At 44.4% G+C, this 22,215-nt stretch carries 22 protein-coding genes and 1 riboswitch; of the genes, 8 read left to right on the forward strand and 14 right to left on the reverse strand.

Translation table 11 applies throughout. From position 1 onward, the window contains the following. Positions 1 to 136: 136 nt before the first annotated feature. Positions 137 to 1,711 carry an FAD-dependent monooxygenase gene (locus tag P5G61_RS14140; protein ID WP_301247125.1) on the reverse strand — a complete coding sequence of 525 codons (1,575 nt, stop codon included), beginning with the start codon at positions 1,709 to 1,711 and terminating at the stop codon, positions 137 to 139. Between the two features lie 121 nt (positions 1,712 to 1,832). Between P5G61_RS14140 and P5G61_RS14145 the strand changes: the two genes are divergently transcribed. Next, positions 1,833 to 2,492 carry a TetR/AcrR family transcriptional regulator gene (locus P5G61_RS14145; protein ID WP_301247126.1) on the forward strand — a complete coding sequence of 220 codons (660 nt, stop codon included), beginning with the start codon at positions 1,833 to 1,835 and terminating at the stop codon, positions 2,490 to 2,492. Between the two features lie 196 nt (positions 2,493 to 2,688). Here P5G61_RS14145 and P5G61_RS14150 read toward each other — a convergent pair whose 3' ends face one another. The 4 genes from P5G61_RS14150 to P5G61_RS14165 all read right to left on the reverse strand — a co-directional run bounded on the left by P5G61_RS14150 (position 2,689) and on the right by P5G61_RS14165 (position 6,665). Further along, positions 2,689 to 3,528 (reverse strand): formylglycine-generating enzyme family protein, encoded by an 840-nt coding sequence (locus tag P5G61_RS14150; protein WP_301247127.1) that lies wholly within the window; start codon positions 3,526 to 3,528, stop codon positions 2,689 to 2,691. A gap of 206 nt (positions 3,529 to 3,734) precedes the next feature. After that, a complete protein-coding gene (locus P5G61_RS14155; protein WP_301247128.1) occupies positions 3,735 to 4,370 on the reverse strand; it encodes a glycoside hydrolase family 11 protein in 636 nt (211 codons plus the stop codon). Positions 4,371 to 4,678: 308 nt separating this feature from the next. Beyond that, positions 4,679 to 6,151, reverse strand: coding sequence for a DUF4179 domain-containing protein (locus P5G61_RS14160; protein WP_301247129.1), 1,473 nt, complete (start codon positions 6,149 to 6,151; stop codon positions 4,679 to 4,681). Next, positions 6,138 to 6,665 carry a sigma-70 family RNA polymerase sigma factor gene (locus P5G61_RS14165; RefSeq protein WP_301247130.1) on the reverse strand — a complete coding sequence of 176 codons (528 nt, stop codon included), beginning with the start codon at positions 6,663 to 6,665 and terminating at the stop codon, positions 6,138 to 6,140. Before P5G61_RS14165 ends, P5G61_RS14160 begins: the two co-directional genes overlap by 14 nt. Positions 6,666 to 6,853: 188 nt before the next feature. Between P5G61_RS14165 and P5G61_RS14170 the strand changes: the two genes are divergently transcribed. From P5G61_RS14170 to P5G61_RS14180, 3 genes are all read left to right on the forward strand, one after another. Further along, positions 6,854 to 7,516, forward strand: coding sequence for an MBL fold metallo-hydrolase (locus P5G61_RS14170; protein ID WP_301247131.1), 663 nt, complete (start codon positions 6,854 to 6,856; stop codon positions 7,514 to 7,516). 248 nt (positions 7,517 to 7,764) lie between these two features. Beyond that, the gene (locus P5G61_RS14175; protein ID WP_301247132.1) at positions 7,765 to 8,670 is read left to right on the forward strand and encodes an ArsR/SmtB family transcription factor; all 906 of its coding nucleotides are present in this window, start codon (positions 7,765 to 7,767) and stop codon (positions 8,668 to 8,670) included. 39 nt (positions 8,671 to 8,709) lie between these two features. Then, the gene (locus P5G61_RS14180) at positions 8,710 to 9,972 is read left to right on the forward strand and encodes an MFS transporter (protein ID WP_301247133.1); all 1,263 of its coding nucleotides are present in this window, start codon (positions 8,710 to 8,712) and stop codon (positions 9,970 to 9,972) included. Positions 9,973 to 10,141: 169 nt separating this feature from the next. On the opposite strand, the gene P5G61_RS14185 is transcribed toward P5G61_RS14180, so the two are convergent. From P5G61_RS14185 to P5G61_RS14195, 3 genes are read right to left on the reverse strand one after another with little or no spacing between them, the layout of a single operon-like run. Continuing rightward, positions 10,142 to 10,627 (reverse strand): nitroreductase family protein, encoded by a 486-nt coding sequence (locus tag P5G61_RS14185; protein WP_301247134.1) that lies wholly within the window; start codon positions 10,625 to 10,627, stop codon positions 10,142 to 10,144. A gap of 17 nt (positions 10,628 to 10,644) precedes the next feature. After that, positions 10,645 to 11,220, reverse strand: coding sequence for a nitroreductase family protein (locus P5G61_RS14190; protein ID WP_301247135.1), 576 nt, complete (start codon positions 11,218 to 11,220; stop codon positions 10,645 to 10,647). 20 nt (positions 11,221 to 11,240) lie between these two features. Next, positions 11,241 to 11,723 carry a MarR family transcriptional regulator gene (locus P5G61_RS14195; RefSeq protein WP_301247136.1) on the reverse strand — a complete coding sequence of 161 codons (483 nt, stop codon included), beginning with the start codon at positions 11,721 to 11,723 and terminating at the stop codon, positions 11,241 to 11,243. Positions 11,724 to 12,003: 280 nt separating this feature from the next. Between P5G61_RS14195 and P5G61_RS14200 the strand changes: the two genes are divergently transcribed. The 4 genes from P5G61_RS14200 to P5G61_RS14215 all read left to right on the forward strand — a co-directional run bounded on the left by P5G61_RS14200 (position 12,004) and on the right by P5G61_RS14215 (position 15,644). Continuing rightward, the gene (locus P5G61_RS14200; protein WP_301247137.1) at positions 12,004 to 12,816 is read left to right on the forward strand and encodes a stalk domain-containing protein; all 813 of its coding nucleotides are present in this window, start codon (positions 12,004 to 12,006) and stop codon (positions 12,814 to 12,816) included. Positions 12,817 to 12,897: 81 nt separating this feature from the next. Continuing rightward, a riboswitch (ZMP/ZTP riboswitch) is annotated at positions 12,898 to 12,978 on the forward strand. 51 nt (positions 12,979 to 13,029) lie between these two features. Continuing rightward, positions 13,030 to 13,881, forward strand: a complete 852-nt coding sequence (locus tag P5G61_RS14205; protein ID WP_301247138.1) for a bifunctional 5,10-methylenetetrahydrofolate dehydrogenase/5,10-methenyltetrahydrofolate cyclohydrolase — start codon at positions 13,030 to 13,032, stop codon at positions 13,879 to 13,881. A gap of 169 nt (positions 13,882 to 14,050) precedes the next feature. After that, positions 14,051 to 14,815, forward strand: coding sequence for a DUF817 domain-containing protein (locus P5G61_RS14210; RefSeq protein ID WP_301247139.1), 765 nt, complete (start codon positions 14,051 to 14,053; stop codon positions 14,813 to 14,815). A gap of 16 nt (positions 14,816 to 14,831) precedes the next feature. After that, positions 14,832 to 15,644, forward strand: coding sequence for an undecaprenyl-diphosphate phosphatase (locus P5G61_RS14215; RefSeq protein WP_301247140.1), 813 nt, complete (start codon positions 14,832 to 14,834; stop codon positions 15,642 to 15,644). Positions 15,645 to 15,728: 84 nt separating this feature from the next. On the opposite strand, the gene P5G61_RS14220 is transcribed toward P5G61_RS14215, so the two are convergent. From P5G61_RS14220 to P5G61_RS14245, 6 genes are all read right to left on the reverse strand, one after another. Next, positions 15,729 to 16,433, reverse strand: a complete 705-nt coding sequence (locus tag P5G61_RS14220; protein WP_301247141.1) for a hypothetical protein — start codon at positions 16,431 to 16,433, stop codon at positions 15,729 to 15,731. A 33-nt stretch (positions 16,434 to 16,466) separates the two neighbouring features. Beyond that, positions 16,467 to 17,099 (reverse strand): hypothetical protein, encoded by a 633-nt coding sequence (locus P5G61_RS14225; protein WP_301247142.1) that lies wholly within the window; start codon positions 17,097 to 17,099, stop codon positions 16,467 to 16,469. A gap of 286 nt (positions 17,100 to 17,385) precedes the next feature. Further along, a complete protein-coding gene (gene bshB2, locus P5G61_RS14230) occupies positions 17,386 to 18,060 on the reverse strand; it encodes a bacillithiol biosynthesis deacetylase BshB2 (RefSeq protein ID WP_029881110.1) in 675 nt (224 codons plus the stop codon). 23 nt (positions 18,061 to 18,083) lie between these two features. Then, positions 18,084 to 18,428 carry a YojF family protein gene (locus P5G61_RS14235; RefSeq protein WP_079344516.1) on the reverse strand — a complete coding sequence of 115 codons (345 nt, stop codon included), beginning with the start codon at positions 18,426 to 18,428 and terminating at the stop codon, positions 18,084 to 18,086. A 100-nt stretch (positions 18,429 to 18,528) separates the two neighbouring features. Further along, positions 18,529 to 19,446 (reverse strand): deoxyribonuclease IV, encoded by a 918-nt coding sequence (locus P5G61_RS14240; protein WP_301247143.1) that lies wholly within the window; start codon positions 19,444 to 19,446, stop codon positions 18,529 to 18,531. A 183-nt stretch (positions 19,447 to 19,629) separates the two neighbouring features. Next, entirely contained in the window at positions 19,630 to 22,098 is a 2,469-nt protein-coding gene (locus tag P5G61_RS14245) for a family 43 glycosylhydrolase (RefSeq protein WP_301247144.1), read from the reverse strand. Positions 22,099 to 22,215 lie beyond the last annotated feature (117 nt).

Below are 22,215 nucleotides of genomic sequence, written 5' to 3' on the forward strand. Positions count from 1 at the left end.
GCAGCTTAACGATTATGCTGCCGTCCATTATTCTGTTACGAATCGTTTAAAGTACTACAACACCAAAATTGCGTCCCATACCCCTTCCCTGAGAGAAAAGCTTCCGGTAATTTCCCGAAGAAGGCCCTTGTCCAAATCAGTTTGCGCGATGAATGGAATTCAAGTAATTCGAAATCGATGCGGTATCATCAATGGAGGTACGCAGTGCGATGTAACCGTCGGGACGAATCAATACGAATTCATTACTAGCCACATCGTAAATTCGATAGGCATTCCCTGCTGTGTCTATTATGCCTTCCACTCTCTCCACATGCGATGGCAGGATGCAATGCACATGGAGTTCGTCGTAGGTGAAGTTTTCCAAAGAAAGATGATCTGTGCGGTTTACAAAAGCCAAAAGAGTCCAGTGTGGGCCGCGCAACAGGTCAAATACACTTCCTGCAACCCCTGTACCTTGCAGACCCTCGGCATTAGGAGCACGATCCCCGGGCAATGAACGGGTAACATTCGTTCGAGCAGACGGGCGGGTAAGAGCACTTGACCGATAGGAAATGAGAAGCCCACTCGTCAAATCGTCGGATATGGTGCTTAAAGATTGGGACAACTCTCCGCCTTCAGTCGCCGTTCCTATGACCCCTCCCATCTTCTTCGTGCTGTCCTCAAGAACGGCTTGAGCCACTGGGCGGCGCTCCTCATCGTACGTGTCGAGTAAGCCAGTGTCCGCTCCGCGTATGACAGTCGCCAGCTTCCAGCCTAGGTTGTACGCGTCCTGCATCCCCGTATTCATACCTTGACCGCCGGCCGGCGAATGAACATGAGCAGCATCGCCGGCAAGGAAGACTCGGCCGTTGCGGTAACATTCAACCATACGAACGTTGACCCGGTAGATGGACAGCCAGGAAGCATCCGTGAGCCGAACACGTCCGGCCCCGGCGCGACGGTCAAACATGGCTTGATACGTCTCTAGCGACGGCTGCTCTGGTTCTTCGATGTCTGCCGGAATGGTAGCCTGCAGTTGCCAAATATCGGATTTCGGCAGCGGTGTCAACCCGACCATCCCCTCTGAAGATGTCCAGATATGGATACGGTCACGATCCAGCCCTTCCCCTTCCAATCGTACATCCCCAAGATACCACCGCTCCTGATCATGTGTTTTTCCAACCAGCGGCAACTGAATAAACTTGCGGATATTGCTTTTGCCCCCGTCAGCACCGACGACATAACGAGCGCGAATTTGCTCTTCTCCTTGCGGTGTATTCACGGTTACCGTTACACCATCCAAATCCTGAACAAGCCCTACAGCTTCCACGCCCAACTCGACTTGACCGCCAAGCACCGCATAGCGGTCGCGCAATGCTTTTTCCACATCAAATTGAGCAATCCAGACCGGATCACGATAAGGTGTTTCAAGTTCGGCGCTGACCGCAACGGTAATAGCCGGCTTGTCCACACTCCTGCCATCTGCGGTATAGTAACGAACAGGCAAATCCACAACACCTGTGTCCATAATGTAGTGAACGGCCTCCAAATCATCAACGACTTCAAGCGAGCGGGGCTGGATTGCTTTGGCGCGAGACGCTACGTTATATAAGGCGCTTCGTTCAATAATACGATGGTCGACGTTTCGACGGGCAAGGTCGCAGGCAAGTGTAAGCCCTGTTGGTCCGGCCCCGACAATGAGAACATCAACAAAAGACTGCACGGTTTTCATAGATAAAATCCTCCTTGATCATTGATTGTGATATGTTGCATTGATTATACTACACCGTGCAGTGTAGTTTGTAAAGTGGAACTCATTTTTGATAGTATACCTGTAGGGGGGAAACGTAAGCATGGATAATACGGAAAACAAAAAAATCCGCAAAGGCTCTTCAGACAAACGAGCTAAAATTATTGAAGCGGCACGAGATCTGTTTCTTTCAGATGGGTTTGATCGTTCCAGCGTCGATGCGGTCGCAGCTAAAGCGGGGGTTTCCAAAAGGACCGTTTATGATTATTATGGCGACAAACAGAACTTACTGCTTGCTGTTGTGGAAGAAACCAGTCAGGCGGTTCTGGACATGATCAAGCAAGGGATATCAGACTACCTCTGGGAATTCGAGGATCTGGAGCAGGCGCTCATCTTATTCTGCGAACAATTCGTAGCTTCTGCGAACGGTTCGTCCGATTACAGCGCTCTGATCCGTCTGGTTACAATGGAAGCCGCCAACCTGCCAGCCTCGTTTTTAGAAAAGCTGGATAACGCAACGGAAGAGGGGATTATCAGGAGGTTTACCGAGTTTGGACAAACCGGACTGCTCGATGTGCCAGATCCTATAATGGCTACAAAGCACTTCGCTGCCTTAACGTTTTTATTGGTATTTGATCAACCCAGAAAAACCGGTACATTAGAGGAGGAACAAACCAAACGTATCATCACTGAAGGCGTACGCGTCTTTCTTTGCGCTTATAGAAAACGTACCGTTCAAAACAAAAATCAAACATCGTACTGATCGTCGATTTTGCCGCTAATGTAATTTAAATTTCATTAAGACTCCTATCCTGTGCATTAAAAGGAAATACAAAAATTTCAAAAAGAGATGCTCTGGCTAATCTACATTAGCGTGGAGCATCTCTTTATGTTCAACGAATTACTTTGCAGCATATGAGACCTGCTTAAATTGTTAGGGCACTTTACGATGTTTCGGCTTATTCCCCGCGAACAACACGAAAACCCTGATCGGGACCAAACCCATTGGCATCAAATTTTCCTCGAAAAGCGATCTCGTTATTGTTGATACCACCGATCCAGCCTCCACCCTTCACAACCCGGAAGGAAGCAATTTGACTCTCCGCGTCGCTGTACCAGTCCCAGCACCATTCTCTTACATTACCAGACATATCATAGATTCCAAGCTCGTTCGGCTTTTGTGTACCAATCGATTTGGTTTTGTTTTTGTTGCTCTCTATGGCAGGCCAGTTCCAATCTCCAGTTAATATCTTGTCCCCGGCGTTCTTCCAATACCATGCTACTTCGTCGGCGTTATTGCTGCCGCTGTATGTGTAATTCTTGCTCTCCTGTCCTCCAGCTGCGGCATACTCCCATTCCGCTTCTGTAGGCAGTCGGTAACCGTTAGTTCCCTCATTAATCGTTACTGTCCATTTCATGTTATCGTTATCATTCTTATTATTCAGGTCTTTGGTATTTTTATCTATATTGTAATGCGGTTTCAAGCCTTCTTGAATACTTCTTTTGTTGCAGTACTCCACCACGTCATACCAACTCACCATCTCCACTGGCAATTGATCTCCTTTGAAACCGGAGGGGTTATTTCCCATGACCTCATCCCATTCTTTTTGAGTTACCTCATATTTACCGATATAAAAGTTCGACAGGGTCACATTTCTTCCAGCAAAATTGGACTTGTTGTTCTTAAACGTCCCGCCTTGCACGAATACAAGGTTATCCTTCGGTTCAGGTTTATCCTGCGAACAAGCGCTGATTACTACCATTGTTGCTATTAAAAAGAACATTAATAGCTTTCTCATTGAACGATCTCCTTTAAGCTAATGGGAAAATAACAGGCTATGATGTCTGACAATTCGCATCCGTTAACGTCGAAGGCCGTTTTGTCAATAAGAAACAGCCTTCAACGAATTAGGACGGACTGGTTGGATCTGTGGGGAAGGCCATGGGCCTGCCCTAATGTATAAGAATCTGTTTTACTTTCATAGAAATGCTTACCGTGGATTGGTTACCACACCGTTACGTTGGAACTTCCGCTGCTCTGATATCCTTCTGTCGCTAACACCTGATAAGACCAGCTGCTACCCAGATTCATGCCTTTGCTTGCCCATGCGTTCACATGGTTGCTGAATGTAATAGCGGAGTTAACTCCGGTCGCTCTCTTCGACTGTCTTACACTCCAGTACTGCGCAAAGGTTTGTGTTCCGTCAATGGAAGGTGCGTTGTATCGCATGGTGGTATAGATGTCATAGGTACCCCCATCACTGGTTACGGTACCTTTAAACGTTCCGGTTGGTCGATACGTACCCCAGCTGTCCACAACGTAATATTCGATAAGTGCATTTCTCGTCCATCCGTAAAGGGTCAAATACCCATTGCCAGAGGGTGCAAAGACACCTGCATTATAATTAATTGTCCGGTTTGGAGATCCGACATTCCAACCTTTACCAACTACAAAATTCCCTGTATTCTGCCACGTTACACTGTAATTACCGCCTGATCCATTAACAGCATTGACTGTTCCGCCGCCATCGGTCCAATTTTGCCAATAATCTGTTGCCGCACTTGTGGTTGCCGCAAATACCCCAAAACTCATGGAAGCTGCCAGAACGACCGTCATCATTTTTTTACCAAATTTAAACATACTTTACCTCCCGATATGATTTTATTTTCACTATAAAACTCGTTAGTTTGATTCTCTGGGATGTGTCCGGTTTACCCAATGGACTTTTTTTACTTTTACCTCCTTTCTGACTAAATTATAGAATGATAGCGTTTACATAAAAACCTGACAAACTAAAGAATAATCTCTAATATGTTTAGATATGTTCTGCTTGTATTCTAAAAATCGACTTGTATCTACAAGAAACAAATATACAAAAAGCCGCCCATTCGGGCGGCATCGAAATTATAACGAGGGTATTGGTGATCATTAGACTACGTATTAATAAGTTATTTTAACAATACAGACCAGTCAGGGTCTTTGTACCATTTATCGACTACTTGTCTTACCAGGATAAGTTCGTCCGGGATGTAGTCTAACCCCGTGATCCGGTATTCATAAGGCTGTCGCATACTGCGATCCCCCATGCTAATAACTCCCTCTCTCCAATTATCTGCAAGCGCACCCTCCAAGGATGATGCTCCTCTCTTACTAACTTCATACTGTTTGCCTTCCGAATCGTATGCTTTCCATTCTTCATTTCGTATTTCATTATCCATTTCCCCATAGAACGATACGGCCGTTTCATATGTGCCATCGCGGTTTTGTGAGTCCTTAAGCGTAGTCCCAACCACCTCTATGCGATCTGTTAATATTTGAAAAGATTTGGGTTCTATCAGCTCTGAAGGCTTAAAGGAAATTCTGCTGCCGTCTGTTTCCGCGATCGAATATCCATCCAAGATAAAACGATACGGTTCATTATCCGGCAGGTACTTGAAAATATAACTCCAACGAATCTTTCCTTCTTCAATTACTGCATGATCAGTTGACATCAAGCTATCCATGTAACCCATTTTCCTCGGGTTAACCGAATGAATCTCTTCATTCTCTATAGTTTCAAAGTGAAAGCTCAACATCTGCTTTTTCCATAAATCACCGGGGGATCTTGCCATTGCAGCAGCATCAAGTTCAGTCTCCAGTTCAAAACGGACTCCTTGTACCATTCTCGTTAACCTTTTTAAAGTGACAGTCATTCCGTGTGGCGTAGAATAGCTACCGGACAGTTCCTCTATTTTTGTTTGCTGGTTAGCCTCTCTCATATCTATATCAAAGCTAAAGTTCCAATCTCCTTCAATGAAAGGCTCGTTCCTGTTACCAAGCGTCCCGATATTTCCTTCTATTGTAATCTTGTCTGTTTGCAATGGCTCATTAAAGAAAGCAACCATATAATAAAAATCATTTGTGTACCCCATATCGTACATGGTATCCAATTCGTTACCTTTATCATCTTTAATCGTAATGTTGTTCAGATCTCCAAGAAGTAACTTATCACGATTGTGCTTCCCCTTTTTATCAAAGAGTTGAAGAGCCATCGTCACTCGGGTAGGGTCTGCAACAGCTTCATCAATTACCAGCGTATAACCTTTGTCCCTTACTTTGATATGAGGATTATGAACTAGTCCCAATTCTTGTGCCCGCATAAGTCCAATATCTGGGTTGTCCTTGGCAAATAAAGACCGGATCATTTCACCAAATGTGGGCACTGAATAAACCGAAACTGTTCCTAGGATGAAAAAGAGGGCTATGACAGCTGCTACCCACCTCCATCGTTTATGGGGAAATCTCTTTTTTGTATTCTGCTCAGAAAGGGAAGAAAGTGCGTTCTCCATAGCAAGTTGTACTGTATCAGGAATGATCAGGTCTTTTCTTTTAGCATTAAATAATTGCTTGATCTCACGGTCAACCGGATCATGAAAATTCATATTTGCCCTCTCCTTTCCCTATAACCAGCTCGGATAATTGCCGTCTGGCCCTGAATAACCGTGATTTTACTGTTCCTTCGGAAACTTCAAGCACTCTTGCTATTTCTTTGACCGATAAATCCTCGATATAAAAAAGTGTTACGATAGTTTGAAGCTGTTCATCCAATTCGCCAATCACCTCAAACAGCTCGATTTGTTCAAAATCCCCCTTATATGATGTCTTTCTCAGATCATAAGGGACAAGGGATACTCGCTTCTTTTTCTTAATAATTTGATTACACTCATTAATTAAAATCCGAATAATCCAAGTTTTAAAATAAGCGGGCTCTTTCAGTGTATGTACATTAGAAAAAGCTTTGGCAATGGTCTCCTGTATCGCATCTGCACAATCTTCATCTGTTTTAACGATTGATCTTCCTATAACAAATAGGCTTTGCTGGACAGCATGTATTAAATACACAAAAGCTTCCTTATCCCCATGTCTTGCAAGTTCTGCCTTTTCTGATAAATCCACCAGTGGTTCCCCCTTTCTTCTCATTCCTTCTATCCATTAGATCATCCTATACTTGGTTTGGTTCACAAGAAAACACAAAATTTAACAAACCGTTCGCAAAATTTCTACCCCCGTATCTTTCTACGTACTTGGTTCGTTTACAAAGAGATACCTTATTTATATATTTCTTTCTATGGAGGACTAATAATATGGAAATTTCAAAGGGAGTCGAAATGCTTCATCTGGACTATCACGGGAATGTCATCCATCCCATTCTTTTAGAGGATCAAGAAATGACTATTCTAATAGACACTGGTTTTCCAGGTCAATTCGAGGATTTACGTGCGGCGATAGAAATGGCTGGCGTCTCGTTAGACAAACTAAATGCGGTAATTTTGACCCATCAGGATGTCGATCATATAGGGAATCTTCCGGAGATTTTGCAAACGTGTGGAAACGAAATTAAAGTATATGCACACGAACTGGATAAGCCGTACATCCAGGGAGAGCTACCTCTTTTAAAAGATGGTCACCTGGAAAATCCCCCGAAGGGTACAGTGAACAATACATTAATAGATGGTCAGGAATTGCCGTTTTGTGGCGGGATTCGTGTTATTCACACGCCTGGGCATACACCTGGTCATATCAGTCTTTATTTGAAGGAAAGTAAAACTCTCATTGCCGGAGACTCCATGTACAGTGTAGACGGTATGCTTGGGGGAATTCACGCCCCGACTACACCGGATATGAACGCAGCAAAACTCTCGTTAAGAAAGTACTTAGATCTAGACATCACATCCGTGATTTGTTACCACGGGGGATTAAGTGATGTAAATGTGAAAGATCAGATATCAGACCTCATCCGAGAATAAAGTTTCTATGAAATCTTTTGGAGAGTAATAATCGGTTAATTAAAAATCGGTCTGCTCATTTTGCTGTCAGTATAAATCATAAAGACGATTCTTCAGGTGCTCGTCACCTGTGGAACGTCTTTTTTCGTTGAAGAGAATAGTAAATCATTGGACATTTTTGTTGCAAATCCATAATTGTTCGTATAAAATAAAACAAATTAGTTGTTCTATAAATGTAGAACGAGAAAAACGAGGGGGAAATTCGAGCTATGAACTACAAAATGGAAGTTGATTTTGCACCCATTTATGAATGTGTAAGTAGCCTGACGGTTTTCATGAGCAAACAGAATCATAATGCTCTGGATGCTGGAAAACTATGGGTTAGAGAAGTACAGGATCGGTTCGCCCCCGCCAAACTCCAACAAATGCGGGAGACGATGAAACTTGTAGACGATTTTAGCCTTGCGCCTTATATATGGAGTTGTCCTGGAGAACGCTCAGTGAGTGACTTTTTGGATTGGCTTGAAGACCTGTCCACAGGCCAGCTGTATGACATCGCTGCTAACGTAAAGTTGTCCGTCCCCTCCAATCTCCCGGAACTGCGCAGCCGGACATCCGAAGCGCTGCGTGAATGGGATGCCCACTATTTCAGCCAAATCGATTCGGCGATTATCGAAGGTCTTGCCTTAGAAGCTGAAACTAGACGGTCCAGTCTGAACGGAACCAATGACCTAGAGGTCTATGAGGAGGCAACGGAAGGTATGCGTCTATATCCCACCCCTCTGCTCAAACAAGTAATTCTAATCCCTCAATATCATGCTCGTCCCTTTGTCACCTCAGCCATCTTTGATGAAGTGATTTTCACCAGTTACTCTGCCGATATTCTCCCACCAGCTACAGATCGGCCTGAACATAGGTTGTTACGTCTAACACGAGCATTGTCCGACGAGACCAGATTATACATCCTCCGCCTGTTAGCTGGAAGGCAGTTAACATTCACCGAGATCGTTAGCGAGGTTAAACTTTCTAAGAGCACAGTACACTACCACCTGATTTCATTGAGGGCAGCAGGGCTTGTCATCGTGCATTATAACCAGAAAACTACCTCTTATAGCTTGCGTATAGAGGCTCTCAACAAGCTTTCCGAACAGATTTCAGCTTATATTGAAGAATAATGATAATGCCCTTTAACCTACGCACATGGAGGAACACTCATGCTTAAGCGCAGTTATTATGGTTTACTAGCTACTGTCACTCTGAGTTCATTTGGTGACGTATTTGGTCTTCTGGCTATGGAATGGCTTGTCTATGAAATAACTGCATCTAAAATGGCCATGGGTGCGATGGCACTAAGCTTTAGCATTCCAGAAGTGGCCTTCCGGTTGCTCGGCTCGCCGTTAACTGATCGGTTACACCGAGGGCGGTTCATGGCAGTGCTTGCTGCTGTTAGGTTACTTGCTCTCTTATTACCGCTGAGTCTGGGACTCGCAGGTCACTTGCAATTATGGCACCTTTTTCTGGCCGCAGGACTAAGCGGGGCATGTTCTGCCCTATTCATGCCAACCGCAATGGCAATTGTTCCTGGAGTATCCGATGAACGCAAACTGGTGCGTGCATTCGCGGTAATCGACGGCTGCCGTAATGCAGCTGTCTTGTTGGGCCCAGCCTTGGCCGGAGCTCTTACTGCCGCCGCCGGGGCGTTGCCAACGCTTGGCATCAACGCCGTTTGTTACACCGCCGCCATTGTCACATTGCTCTATCTGCCCACAATGCAGAAGCCAGTAGCAAGAAATACCTCATTTTCAATTAAAGATTATCTCAGAGATATTCACGAAGGTTTCTCCTTTTATCGTAGTTTCCCAGCCATGCTCTCGATTATGGGAATGGTTTCGATCAGCAACATGTCTTCTGTAGCTATCTGGACGATGATGATTCCTTTTGTTCGTGAAGTGTTGGATCGGGATGCCGCTGCAATGGGTACACTCACCACTGCTTCTGCATGTGGCACATTAGTAGGACTCTTGGTCATCTCGTGGATGGGCGAAATCAAAAGACGACGGACAGTCATGCTGTGCAGCCTAGCCGCCATCGGGCTTTTTAACGCCTTACTGGGCCTATTCCCGAGTTATCCGTTTGCGCTCGTGGCCTTATGTGCCGCAGGTGCAGCAGGACCTTTCTTTGGATCTCTCAGTTCATCTTTACATGGCACACTTGTCCCCGGACCCCTGCAAGGCCGAGTTAACTCAATACGGTTCCTCATTGGTGGCGGACTGCAGCCTGTAGGTGCTTTTGCAGGTGCAGCGGTTGCAGAACTCTATGGTATTCCTTTTTTATTCTTGTCTTTGGGTTTGCTCCCCTTGCTTTGTTCGGCCGCTGCAGCATTCCTTCCCAATCTGAAGAATTTAGATGGTGATTTATCTACTTTACAGAATAAAACGCAATTTAATTCTCATAACAAGGGAATTAATACATTATAGAAATACCATTTTCAACAGTGGTAGATCTTTGGATTAGTCGTGCATATCCGGTTTAGCTGACTTGTAACCTACAAATCTGATACACACACCACATAAAAAGGAACGACAATCCCTATCAAGGCATTGTCGTTCCTCATTCATTTGAATTCTCTTTCCTATATCTTCCCCGTTACAGCAGTTCGAACTGAACCTGAGGTTCAGCCAGCTCATCTTTCCCTTCCGGCTGTTCAGCACCATATCCCAAATCCAGTACCGCAGCAATACGCTCGTTACCCAGTACCCCAAATGTTTCAGCACGGCTCCGGTCGTACATCCAGTCATGCAACGTGCTACGTACCCCGAGTCCCTGTTCATAGGCAAGCAAGCGAAAATTTTGAATTAGGCAGTATACGGCTGCAAAGTCTTCTTCCCGCTTATGGTGATCCGCCTCTTCCTTCACCAAGACCAGAAGATACGCTGGCGCGTGCTCCTGCAGTCCCTCCATGAGTTTCCCATTACGGTTATCGGCAAAAATAAACCGCCATGGTTCACGGAGCCCATCGTTCGGTGCCCATACGGCGTGATTGAGCAATTCAAGGATTAGCTCTTGCGATACCGGTCGAACTAAAAAATCACTCGGACTGCCCAGATCCTCTTCCAGCTCAGACAATTTCATTTTTACACCTTCCCCTTTTAGGTAGTCTGGCCCTGCAAAACAGTCCATTTCTGCTCAGCGGGTGTTCTTTTCCGACTTCTTGGGGCTTTGTCATAGTATCCGATATGAAGAATGCCAACAAATCTTTCATTCTCACGCAGTCCAATTCCTTTGAAAAATCCTTCATGCTGAATCATGGACTCTGTATCCCACAGCATGCCTAACCCTCGTTCCCAGCCCAGCAGTTGGAAGCTCTGCATCATTCCGCAGGCAGCCGAATAATTACGGTCATTGGTCAGACGATCCGGCCCTACAGTGGATATAACAATGACATGGGCAGGAATATCGGTAAACCTCTTTTTAAAAACATCCAGCAGTTTTCCCGGAATCAGCTTACCGAGCTTGCTCTGCGACATCTGTTCCAGCATACAGTCCACCAGCCGTTTGCGTGCTTCGGGAGTTCCGGCATATACAACACGCCATGAGCCAGCATCAACAAATGGTTGAAGCCGTGTGGCCCTGTGCAGCAATTCAACAACCAGCTCCTGCTCCACCGGCGTAGCATTACATTTACGAATACTCCTGCGTTCCCTGATCAATTCAGCCAGACTCAAGCGCTTCACTCTCCTTTGGTTTATCTGGATTCCATATCCATGCTGCTGTCTTGAAGAAATTGATGTATTATTTTCAGCTCTGGTTCCGAATATTTGTCCATGGAACGATAGAAACGTTCGGCCTCAAGTACATGCAGACGTTCATGCAGTTCAAAAATCTTTTTCCCTTCTGGTGACAACCTGAAATAGCTCTCTTTCTTGTTATCATTCATTTTCGTACGTTTGACGAATCCTTCCTCCAGCAGTTTGTTGCCGATCTTGGTAATACTTGCTTTGGACAAATTCATCGCCTCGGCAATGCCCGTATTGTTAATGGGTTCATGCCTGCCAATGCAATCTATCATATGAACTGCAGTCAAATGCTGGGGGATTTTCTCGATGCTTTCCCGCTGGGCGATACTCAGAAAATGTTCGATTTCCGTATCCTTGTGATTCTCATATACATGTAAAAAACGGATAAATTGGTCATACAGCAACTGTGTTGTTCGATCTCTTGAATCCATTCTTCTATCTCTCCTTATTTACCTGTAAACAATAAAAAACCTTAAATTATCAAACTAATACACAAATTCATCCTTAAATCGTTTACCTGTTAACAATATACCACGAGTGAGAACAGTTATCAACTATTTCCTCTGGTAAAAGAAAAAGAAAGATTTAGAATTAAGCCCTTTTCTCAACTGAGGCTAACTTCCTACTTGGAGAATGGCATCTTACATACAGAAACATTTTCTACTTTGGTAACGTCTACATATTCAACTAATTAATCCTTAGGAGGAGCCTATGTTTAAAAAAATCACTATTTCATTGCTGACAACGACTTTGCTCATCCTGCCGAGCTTTGCGGCTACCGGGGAAGCTGCTAACCAGTACATCACATTGGATAATGGCATCTTAAAAAATAATCGTGTTCTAATTCCATTACGGGCAGTGTCCGAAAACTTGGGTGCGGAAGTTAACTGGAACAAAGAACAAAAAAATATCACCATTACCAAAGGTGAAACGACAATACGTTTGACCATTAACTCTAAAAAGATACTGGTTAACCAAGAGGTAGTTTCTCTGGATGTCCCTGCGGAATTAAACGAAAACACCACCTATGTCCCGGCGCGGTTGATCAGTCAAGCTTTAGGCGCTAACGTGCAATGGAATCAACAAACCAGCCAAGCAACCATCACTCTGGATGGTAAGCAACTACAGGTGACGATGGCAAAACCCAAAGTGCAAGTGCCCAATGCAAAGAGAATAACGGCCAAACAACAGCAAATCTTAGTTGACAAATTAAATGAAGCGACAAATCTGACGTCCATTAAGCAGATTCGGACATACTTTAGTGCCTATTTTACAGATCGTTTTATCAATCAAATTATTCGGGATAAAGGGCTGGAATATGACTTTAAATTCAAAATCATTAGCCAATCCGGCCTGACTTACCTTGATAGTAATACAGCCAGATTAAGTCAATACTCGGGTTCCAGTTCCGTTTACGGTAACAAGGAAACACTCTACCGCAGTGCCACACTCGCCTTTACAAATAAGGGCTGGAAAGTAGATCGTGTTGAATTTTCATTGATAGAAGAGATACTTAATCCTTAAGGTCATCTCTCTCTATAACAGAAATCCATTAACTATTGAACAATTCTTCTTTTTCAAGTACTATCAATCTAAACAATTTAAACGATCATATGTGACTGGCGAACACGGTGAACCGTGAGGGAGCATATGGTTTGTAATAAGCCGTACGCCTGGGCAGAGGTAAGGAATATTTATTTCCTTGCCTCTTTTTTATGTTGAAAGGGCGATGTGAAAATGAGTACAGACAAATTGATCTTAAATGGACAAACGGTAGCAGATTTTATGAAGGAAGACATGGCCACAAAGGTTGGCATCCTTAAGGAAAAAGGCATTCAGCCTTGTCTCGCTACAATTCTCGTCGGAGATGATCCTTCCTCAGCGACCTATGTGCGTATGAAAGGAAATGCTTGTGCTCGCTTAGGCGTGCATTCCATTAAGGTCGTTCTTTCTGCGGATACCACCACGGATGAATTGATTCAAGAAATTAACAAACTAAATGATAACCCTTCCGTACACGGTATTTTGCTTCAGCACCCTGTCCCTAATCATATCGATGAAAGAGCAGCTTTTGACGCCATTCGTATCGAAAAAGACGTTGATGGTGTAACGACCCTCGGTTTTGCACTTAATGCTTTTGGAAAAGCCGAATTCCCTTCCTGTACACCACAGGCTATCATGCGTATTCTGGATTTCTACAATATTCAAATTGAGGGCAAACACGCGGTGGTCATCGGAAGAAGTCCAATTCTGGGCAAGCCGGTCTCAGCCATGCTGCTAAACCGGAATGCAACGGTGACAACCTGCCACTCTAAAACTGTGAATCTGGAGGAGATCGTGAAGCTTGGTGATATCGTCATTGCAGCCGTGGGTAAACCCCTGTTTGTCAAAGGAGACTGGATTAAACCGGGTGCTGTCGTTATTGACGCAGGTTATAACAAAGGGAATGTCGGAGATGTGGACTATGAAGCTTGCTTTGTTCCTTCTTCGGCTATTACACCTGTACCTGGCGGCGTTGGACCTGTAACAATCGCAACGCTCATCGAACATACGATTAAATCTGCCTATAAGCTATCTGAAAATGCATAATGAAATAGCCCAAAAAACAAGGTTCCTCCGATTGACGAGGGGCCTTGTTTGTCTTTGAATACGGCTATAATTGAAAATAAGAACATATATATAGCTTTTTTTCTCTTTTTACAAACGGTTCATATCTATATTATTATGAACAAGGCATGGGGAAGGAGATAAACATAACTTGAAACCTTTAGTACAGCTGCTGCATTTTGGTTATCATCAAGCGATGAGTTGCATTTTTCCTGTGGCGATCTTTGGAACGCTGGCCCTCTCTAGCGTAATTCAGATCCCCTTTCTTTATCGCTATGATGCCATTCTGCTGATTTTATTAGCAGTGCAATACCTTATGTACCGGAGCGGATTGGAAACACGTGATGAAATCAAAGTCATATGTATATTTCACGTGATTGGTTTGGTGCTGGAGATGTATAAAGTGTGGATGGGATCCTGGTCATACCCTGAGCCTGGATATACCAAGCTCTTTGGTGTTCCCCTTTATAGTGGATTTATGTATGCAAGTGTAGCAAGCTTTATGTGTCAAATATGGCGCAGATTGCGTATGGACATGACTGGATGGCCCGGGTTTGCATCTTCGGTTCTGTTAGGAGGAGCCATCTATATCAACTTTTTCACACATCATTTTATTCCCGATTTTCGTTGGTGGTTGACCGCTCTTGTATTTATTGTTTTTCGAAAAACGTGGATCATCTATCGGGTACGATTAACGACCTATCGAATGCCGCTTACACTCGCTTTCATCATCGTAGGTTTCTTCATCTGGACGGCTGAAAATATAGCAACCTTTTTTAATGGCTGGAAATATCCTGACCAACACGACTCCTGGCAGCTGGTTAGTTTTAGCAAGATCAGTTCGTGGTTCCTTTTGGTTATCATTAGTGTCATCATTGTTGCCCAGCTTAAATATGTCAAAGCCAATCGAAAATAATAAGTAGGAGGATACAATGGAAGACATTATTTTGTGGTTGAAATATGTATTATTAGGTATCGTACAAGGGGCTACTGAGCCTATTCCGGTTTCTTCAAGTGGACATTTAATTATTGCTCAACGATTGCTTGGCATGAAGCAGAATGGATTATCCTTTGAAATTTTGACAAACACAGCCTCACTGATTGCCATTATGTTTATCTTTCGGGAAGATATCAAAAAACTTATTGTCGGAGGCTGGCGATTCTTAATCTCTCGCAATGCAGCGTACAGAGCAGATTTCATGTTTTGTCTATACATAATCATGGGTACTCTCCCTGCTGCGATCGGAGCTGTGTTATTCAAGGATAAAATCGAAGAAATTTTCACTTCTGTTTATACGGTTGCGATTAGTTTACTGATCACCGGGGTTGCTCTGTGGCTCATTCGAAACCTTCGCGGGCGGAAAAGAGATGGCGATTTGTCGGTGAAAGACGCAGTACTGGTAGGTCTGGCTCAGGCCGTGGCTCTTATTCCGGGGATAAGCCGCTCTGGTGCAACAGTCATTGCATCGATCGCTGTCGGGATGAAACAGGAAACGGCTTTGAAATTTTCCTTTATGCTCTATATTCCGATTAGCATTGGCGGGGTAATATTAGGTGCATCTGACATCGTAACCGATCCGCAGCGTACACAGCTAGCTATACCTTACATTTTAGCGTTCATCACTACGCTTATCGTTACCTACTTCTCAATGAGATGGTTTATGGGAATTATGGCTAGAGGGAACCTCATATATTTTTCATACTATTGCTTCGTAGTCGGAATTCTTTTACTTATTTTTTTGTAAAACAGGAGATCCATTTAACGTAAAAGGGAACAACCTCTAATCAAGAGGGTGTTCCCTTTGTATTGTCCTCCACACGTTCATTTCTTAACTCTCTCCAAGAACCATGGAACCCATATCATTCGGATCTTCAATTTGTTTATGGATTATAAGATCTCCTCTGTCGTTGAATCCCTTGATTTCATACGGAATAGTTGCAGACGAGGGCAGGAATACAAACCAGATTATGCTGTCAGGGCCCACCTCCACCAACTTAGCTTCGGTAGCCACTGGTTTCTCATTTTTTTTGAACTCGACGGCAACACGCTTAATAGCGGGGTCTAATATATGTCCGAACAGCATAGGAAAAGGTTTCGATATATGACTTAATTCAGGTATGCTCATATAATCCAGCGCTGACGTGAATTGAGATGATTCACCTATGGAATATCCGCCACCCCACACCCACTTCCAGCCGAATACTATTTTACGCGCATACTCCATCTGAAGATTGCTGCTATTTGCCTGACTCGTTTTTTGTTTAAACAGAACCATTCCCCCGTCTACCGGTTCTTGATGAATGATCTGTAATGAATCATTAGGACCTCTAAACCTCTCAATCGCTTCTTCAGGAGTTTTTCCTATAGGAATATGCATGGTTTCACTCATTCCCATTGCCTTGGACATGCGCCAATCGGACAATCCACCAGCCTTGTCATTAACATAAATAAATGCGATGCACAATATGAGGAAAAGTAAGATAGCTATCACTGTAATTCGTCGTTTGCTTCGTTTGCTTCGCATTGTTTGCATTACTACGTCCACTCCTTCAGATAACGCTAATTACTATTCTCCCTGAACAGTAGATAAGGAAACAAGCACTTGACCAGCGAAATCGGAGGCTTCTTCGCCTTTTGGATTGTGAAGACGGAATAAAAAAGCATCACTTTTTTCAGATTTCCAGACCATATAATCGTTTATCCCATTTTCACCCGAGGCTTGAAGATAAAGCTCAGCGAAACCAAGCGGATGCTCGATCAGTTCGCCACTATAATCAGACACCTCGCCTGCTTTTTCCAAATCCTCTCGCCCTGTTGTCTCAAGTTTACTCAGATCATAATCAGAGGGAAGTGGTTCAATATCCACATAGTAGTCCGAATTGCTTGTCAGCGACAAGCGGCTTTTGGCAGCGTCAAAAGAAAATTTCTCGAACACGTACAGTGAAAAGCCTTCTCCTTGATGTAACGTTGCCATTTGTGATGTATTGCCCTCCCCTGTCATCAAATCAAAACTTTCTGTCTCCGGTCGCGGCGTTTCAGAGGTTACCTCATTTTCTGTCGTGGGAGTTGAAACTGACTCATTGCTTACAGCGGATGGTTCAGGGTTTGCCGACGGCTCTGTTTCTCCAGAGCAAGCTGTAAGTGCAAGTAACATGACAAACATCGGGATCTTCATATAAACAGAACGAAATTCATTCATTTGTAGTACTCCTTCCAAGTTAATTGTTAATACGTTATTACCCATGGAAGCGGCTGGAAACCCGTATTTATACTTTATAGATTGATACACATACTGTAAATCCCTTTAACTTACTTATAAAATATTGCAAACATCTCCCTATTCTCATGATATGACTCTCCCCTCCTTCTCCATTCACCACTTGGAAAAGACTCTATTGGGAGAACAAGACCTGCTTATAACAAAAAAAGTCGCCATAATGGCGACTTTTAGGCAAATTAGATGTTGGCAAACTGTAGTAAAATAATTAATTGAATTTATAGGTCCAGAATGCTTCTCTTCCAAATCGATTCCGGATTTGTTCATCATCCAATTCCCGCTTGCCGACAAGTTCCGGCGCCTGGAACTGCGAACGGTGAGCTCGAATCGACGCCATTTTTTCGGCAAGGAATCCGCTCACATCTTCAATCACATCCGCTTTCCCGATGCTCTCCTCATGATTGTTGGAGAATGCACAGCAGTATACAATAGGTCTCTCTTCTGCGGGCAGTCGACCAATCGTTCGCGTAACCGCAGCTCCGGTTGCATCATGATCGGGATGCACACTATACCCCGGATAGAAAGTAATGACCAGTGACGGATTAAGCTCTTTGATCAGCGCCAAGATATGGCCATCTAGCAGTTCAGGGTCTTCAAACTCGATCATTTTATCGTGAAAACCGAGCATCCTTAAATCTTGAATGCCAATTGCGTTGGAGGACTCTATGAGTTCATCCTTACGAATTATTGGCAAGGTGACACGGTTGGCAAATGGAGGGATGCCCATATTACGTCCCATCTCCCCTAGAGTCAGGCAAGCATAAGTGACTTGAGCACCGCCTTTTATGTATTTCGCCAACGTTCCCGAAGCAGTGAACGCTTCATCGTCAGGATGGGGAAACACAACTAAAATGCGTTGATGTTCAATCTGTTTGTTATTCATGCTTATTTGATCCTCCGCTTTCATCAGAACAATTCCCGACTAAGTTGTAAGGCTACAACCAGCTTTCCTTGACTATCGTGACCAGCCAGAATGAGTCGTTCTTGTTCCAGCTCGTCAATGTGTGTAAGTCCCTCAGCGTATATCCAGCCGTGAGTAGTCTTTAAGCCTACGCGATATGGCCCCGTGCCGGAGATCGATCCTTGCGTATATCGTATGACCGCATTGGAAATGAATGCCGACCCCGGGTGCCTGGTGCTATCGAAGTGACTTGCGTAAGCACCTGACGTGAGTTCGAGGTGTAAATATAGGTCCTGATCCAGAAGCTGATTGATCCGGGATTGGATGTCTTGAGGCTCTATTGGCTGCATGGCGGCCTCCTTTTAGTAAAAAGTAACGTGCTCCATCCATTTTAACATATGTCCTATGAGAATAAACATGGAATGATTAAGCGATTGTTTTTAGGACTCTCTACTTACTGCTTTCTAAAGAGTCCTCTTCTTTTTGCACAGGTTCGGAGCATTCTCTTCTTAACAGGGCGATCTCATGTCGATAAGGAGCATTCTTATATTTTATTTTGCCAATCGACGGCGTCTCAAGCAGTTTTGGAAGTGACACGAGCTGGGGGTGATGCACGATATAATCCAAAGCTTGAAGCCCGATATGCCCGTGCCCGATGTTCTCATGGCGATCTTTCCTCGATCCCCGCACATTTTTGGAATCATTGATGTGCAGCACTTTCAGTCGATTAAGGCCAATGATCTTGTCAAACTGCTCCAGTACCCCGTCAAAATGATGAACAATGTCGTATCCTGCATCATGAACATGACAAGTATCCAGACATATGGAGAGTCGTTCATTCCGTTGTACACCATCGACAATCTGTGCCAGTTCTTCAAAGCTTGTTCCGCATTCAGTCCCTTTTCCGGCCATCGTCTCCAACGAAATCTGGACCTCAGGGTAATTGTCGTCCTGTAATACTTCGTTTAATCCCTGGATAATTTGCCGAATGCCGATGTCTACCCCAGCGTTAACATGGGCACCGGGATGAAGAACAAGCTGATTTGATCCAAGCGAAGCCGTTCTCTCAATCTCATCCCGCAGGAATTGTACGCTAAAATCAAATACCTCTCGTTTGTAGCTATTAGCCAAATTTATCAGGAACGGAGCATGCACAACAATGTTGGAAATGTCCTGCTGCTTCATGTGCATATGGCCTGCTTCTATATTATATTGCGAAATAGGTTTTCGTTTCGAATTCTGCGGCGCCCCGGTGTACATCAGAAAAGTAGATGCACCATAAGAAGCGGCTTCCTTACTCGCCTGCAGAAGCATCTCTTTCCCGCCAAAGGATACATGAGATCCAATGAGCAGATCACACTTTTTCATTACCAACCACTTCCTCTTTGGATTCCATCATTTCATTATCAGTGAAATCTGATGAATTGGCTATTGGGAAATGGCGGTGGTGAAGGAGATCTGAGGAAGGCAAAAAAGCCGCCGATTTGCGACTCTTTTATACACCTCAATTCTCGTAACAACCGTTTCATTCTTGATTTTCATGCTGCTTTCTCAAGGAGAAACGGATACGTTATCGAAATGCGTGTGCTTATTTGCGGTTCTGACACCGATTTTGCCATGTGTGAACGGATTCAAGCTGTTGTCGGTATAGTCGATCTTCGGATTGACCATATCCTCGACAAACACCTTGATGTTGGTGCCCTTAACGACAACTTTCATATGATACCAGGTATTGGTTGAATACGATTGCGCATTGCTCTTGAGCAGCGCCCAATTATAATTCATCTTGCCCAGACTGACTCCGCTTGTAGTCAGATAGGCGTAATATCCTTGTAAAGCATCATAATTGTTCTGGCCTCGCTCCGTGCCGTGGGATGCATTGGACACTCGGACGAGCAAGCCCCCGTCACCGCCTGTATCGATCATCTTGATATCGGACTCCACCGTATAATCTGCCCATTGCGAATCCCCGATTGTAGATTTGGCAGGCCCAGTGCTCGCGGCACTGTATTCACCGTTCTCTACCGCCCAGGTTCCTTCAAACCGGGTCCATCCATTATCGTCCCCGTCGTTAAAATTATCGCTTACGCTGGTCACATCGACATTTTTATGAAACGTCATTCTTGAGAAGTCGGCCTCACCTGTTACGAATTCAACCTTTATTTCCCGCTGCCCTGCATTTAAATAGACCTTTTTCTTGGATATGTTTCTCCAGTTCTCCCAGTCACCCGTATTAGGTACATTGACGATACCTGTCAAGTCGGTCGCACCATCCCACAGCCGAATTTGAGCCCCGTCCAACGCGGTAGCCATGCGAAAATCAATATCATAATATCCGCTTGTCTCTACGTTTACTTTGTATTTATACCATTCTCCGGTCTGGTTCCAGCCTAAGTTGAACAGTGCTTCACTATTTAGACGAATATCACCGGCATCGGTCCGATAAGCCCCACCAAGATTAGCAGGCGTTGTATCGTGATAAGCGACACCTTCGCCACCTTTCATATAATGAACAGCCTCGATCGTGCCCGGAATCGGCTTGGAAGCATTCCATGCACTGCTTCCATTCACATCGTTATTAAAGGCAGTGTAGCCGAAATCCGCATGCGTATCCTCTGTTAGAACACCGATTTTGCCTGCTCCTACATTGGCGGAACGTGTTGCTTTGAACATGCCATCTACATAGTATTTAAACGTTGATCCCGACTTCTCTATGCGTATGTTATGCCATTTCGAATAATTGAAGTCAGCGGGCAAATTGAATGTTTGCCAAGCCTGATCCACTCCGTTAACCCGGAAAAATGTTTCCAGTCTCTTGTTCTTTGAACTGATCAGTGCAACACCATAATTGTTCTCATCCGTATAGGAAAATGTAGCTCCATATCTCGGATTGGTGGAAGTTCCCCGATTCATTTCCTTCATGTTAAATTCTGCCGTATAATCGGACGCGCTGGTCGAAGCAGTCACTTGTTTGTACCAAGTTGAGCTGCCCAATGAATTTTGCCACATGAGCTCTTGATTGAAGATGCCCCAATTACCACCGTTCACGTTGTTCCAATTGCTCCCGATGGCAGAACGATCGAAGTAGTCGTAGAAAGCAGGCATTTCCGGATTGGGTTGATCCGTTGAAGTTGGACCAAGCACAATCATCTTATCGTTGTTCCATACAATTCGGTCCATGTTCAGATGCCGCAGCGGTCCAATTATTCCGTTACCTTCTAAATTATGATACATCATATAGTGAGTGTCCAGATTGGGTCCCGTTACTACGGTATTGTGTCCCAATCCCACGGTTGGGCCCTCCGTACGTATTAATACCGGGTTGGTGCTATCAGTTACATATCCGGATCTCGGACCTGTGGTGCTAACCGCCACATCCACCCGATATCCTTTGCTAAATACGTGGTTGCCTGTATAGGTCATATAGTATTTTCCATTCCGTTTGAAGACGGTCGAACCCTCCGTCCAGCCTCCCATGCCCACTCCTGTTGACGCACTCGTTCCGATCTGAGTGGGGCTGCTCATCGGTGCAGCATCGATGCGGCCTTGCGCGGCATGATAGAAGCTGAACGAGCCATCATCGTCAATGAACACATTACCGTCAATCGACTTTCCAAGATTGCCAGTCACTACATTGAAAGGTCCGGTAGGACTCGTGCTGCTCAGTACGTAATGCCCCTTTCCGGCAGGTGATGTATACATGTAGAACATTCCGTTCCAGTAAACGACTTCAGGAGCATAAGCTCCATGCGTAATGGGGTCTGTTGCAGCCAAGCCGCGGTACGACCAATTCACCAGGTCTTTGGAGCTCCATACTTTGACACCATCGTCCGTATCTCTTGTGCTTACATACAGATAATAGTATCCATTAAATTTCAATACATAGGGATCTCCCAATCCGTATTGTCCCCATTCATCCGGTAACGTTTGTGGATTTTGATACGCTGTGGCCGTGATCGGCACCGAAGAAACCATTAATAAAATGACCATCAGCGTGAACATGAATCGACTCTTCCTCACGTTATTTCCTCCTAGTCCGTGTTTTGTTATCGCTTACAAATACATCAAAACTCTCTACTTGCGTTTGCGTTCTTACGTCTGAAGGTCTTGTTCTCATCTGCCATCGATTAACCGTCA

The organism is Paenibacillus vandeheii, from assembly GCF_030433635.1.
GTDB lineage: Bacteria > Bacillota > Bacilli > Paenibacillales > Paenibacillaceae > Paenibacillus > Paenibacillus vandeheii.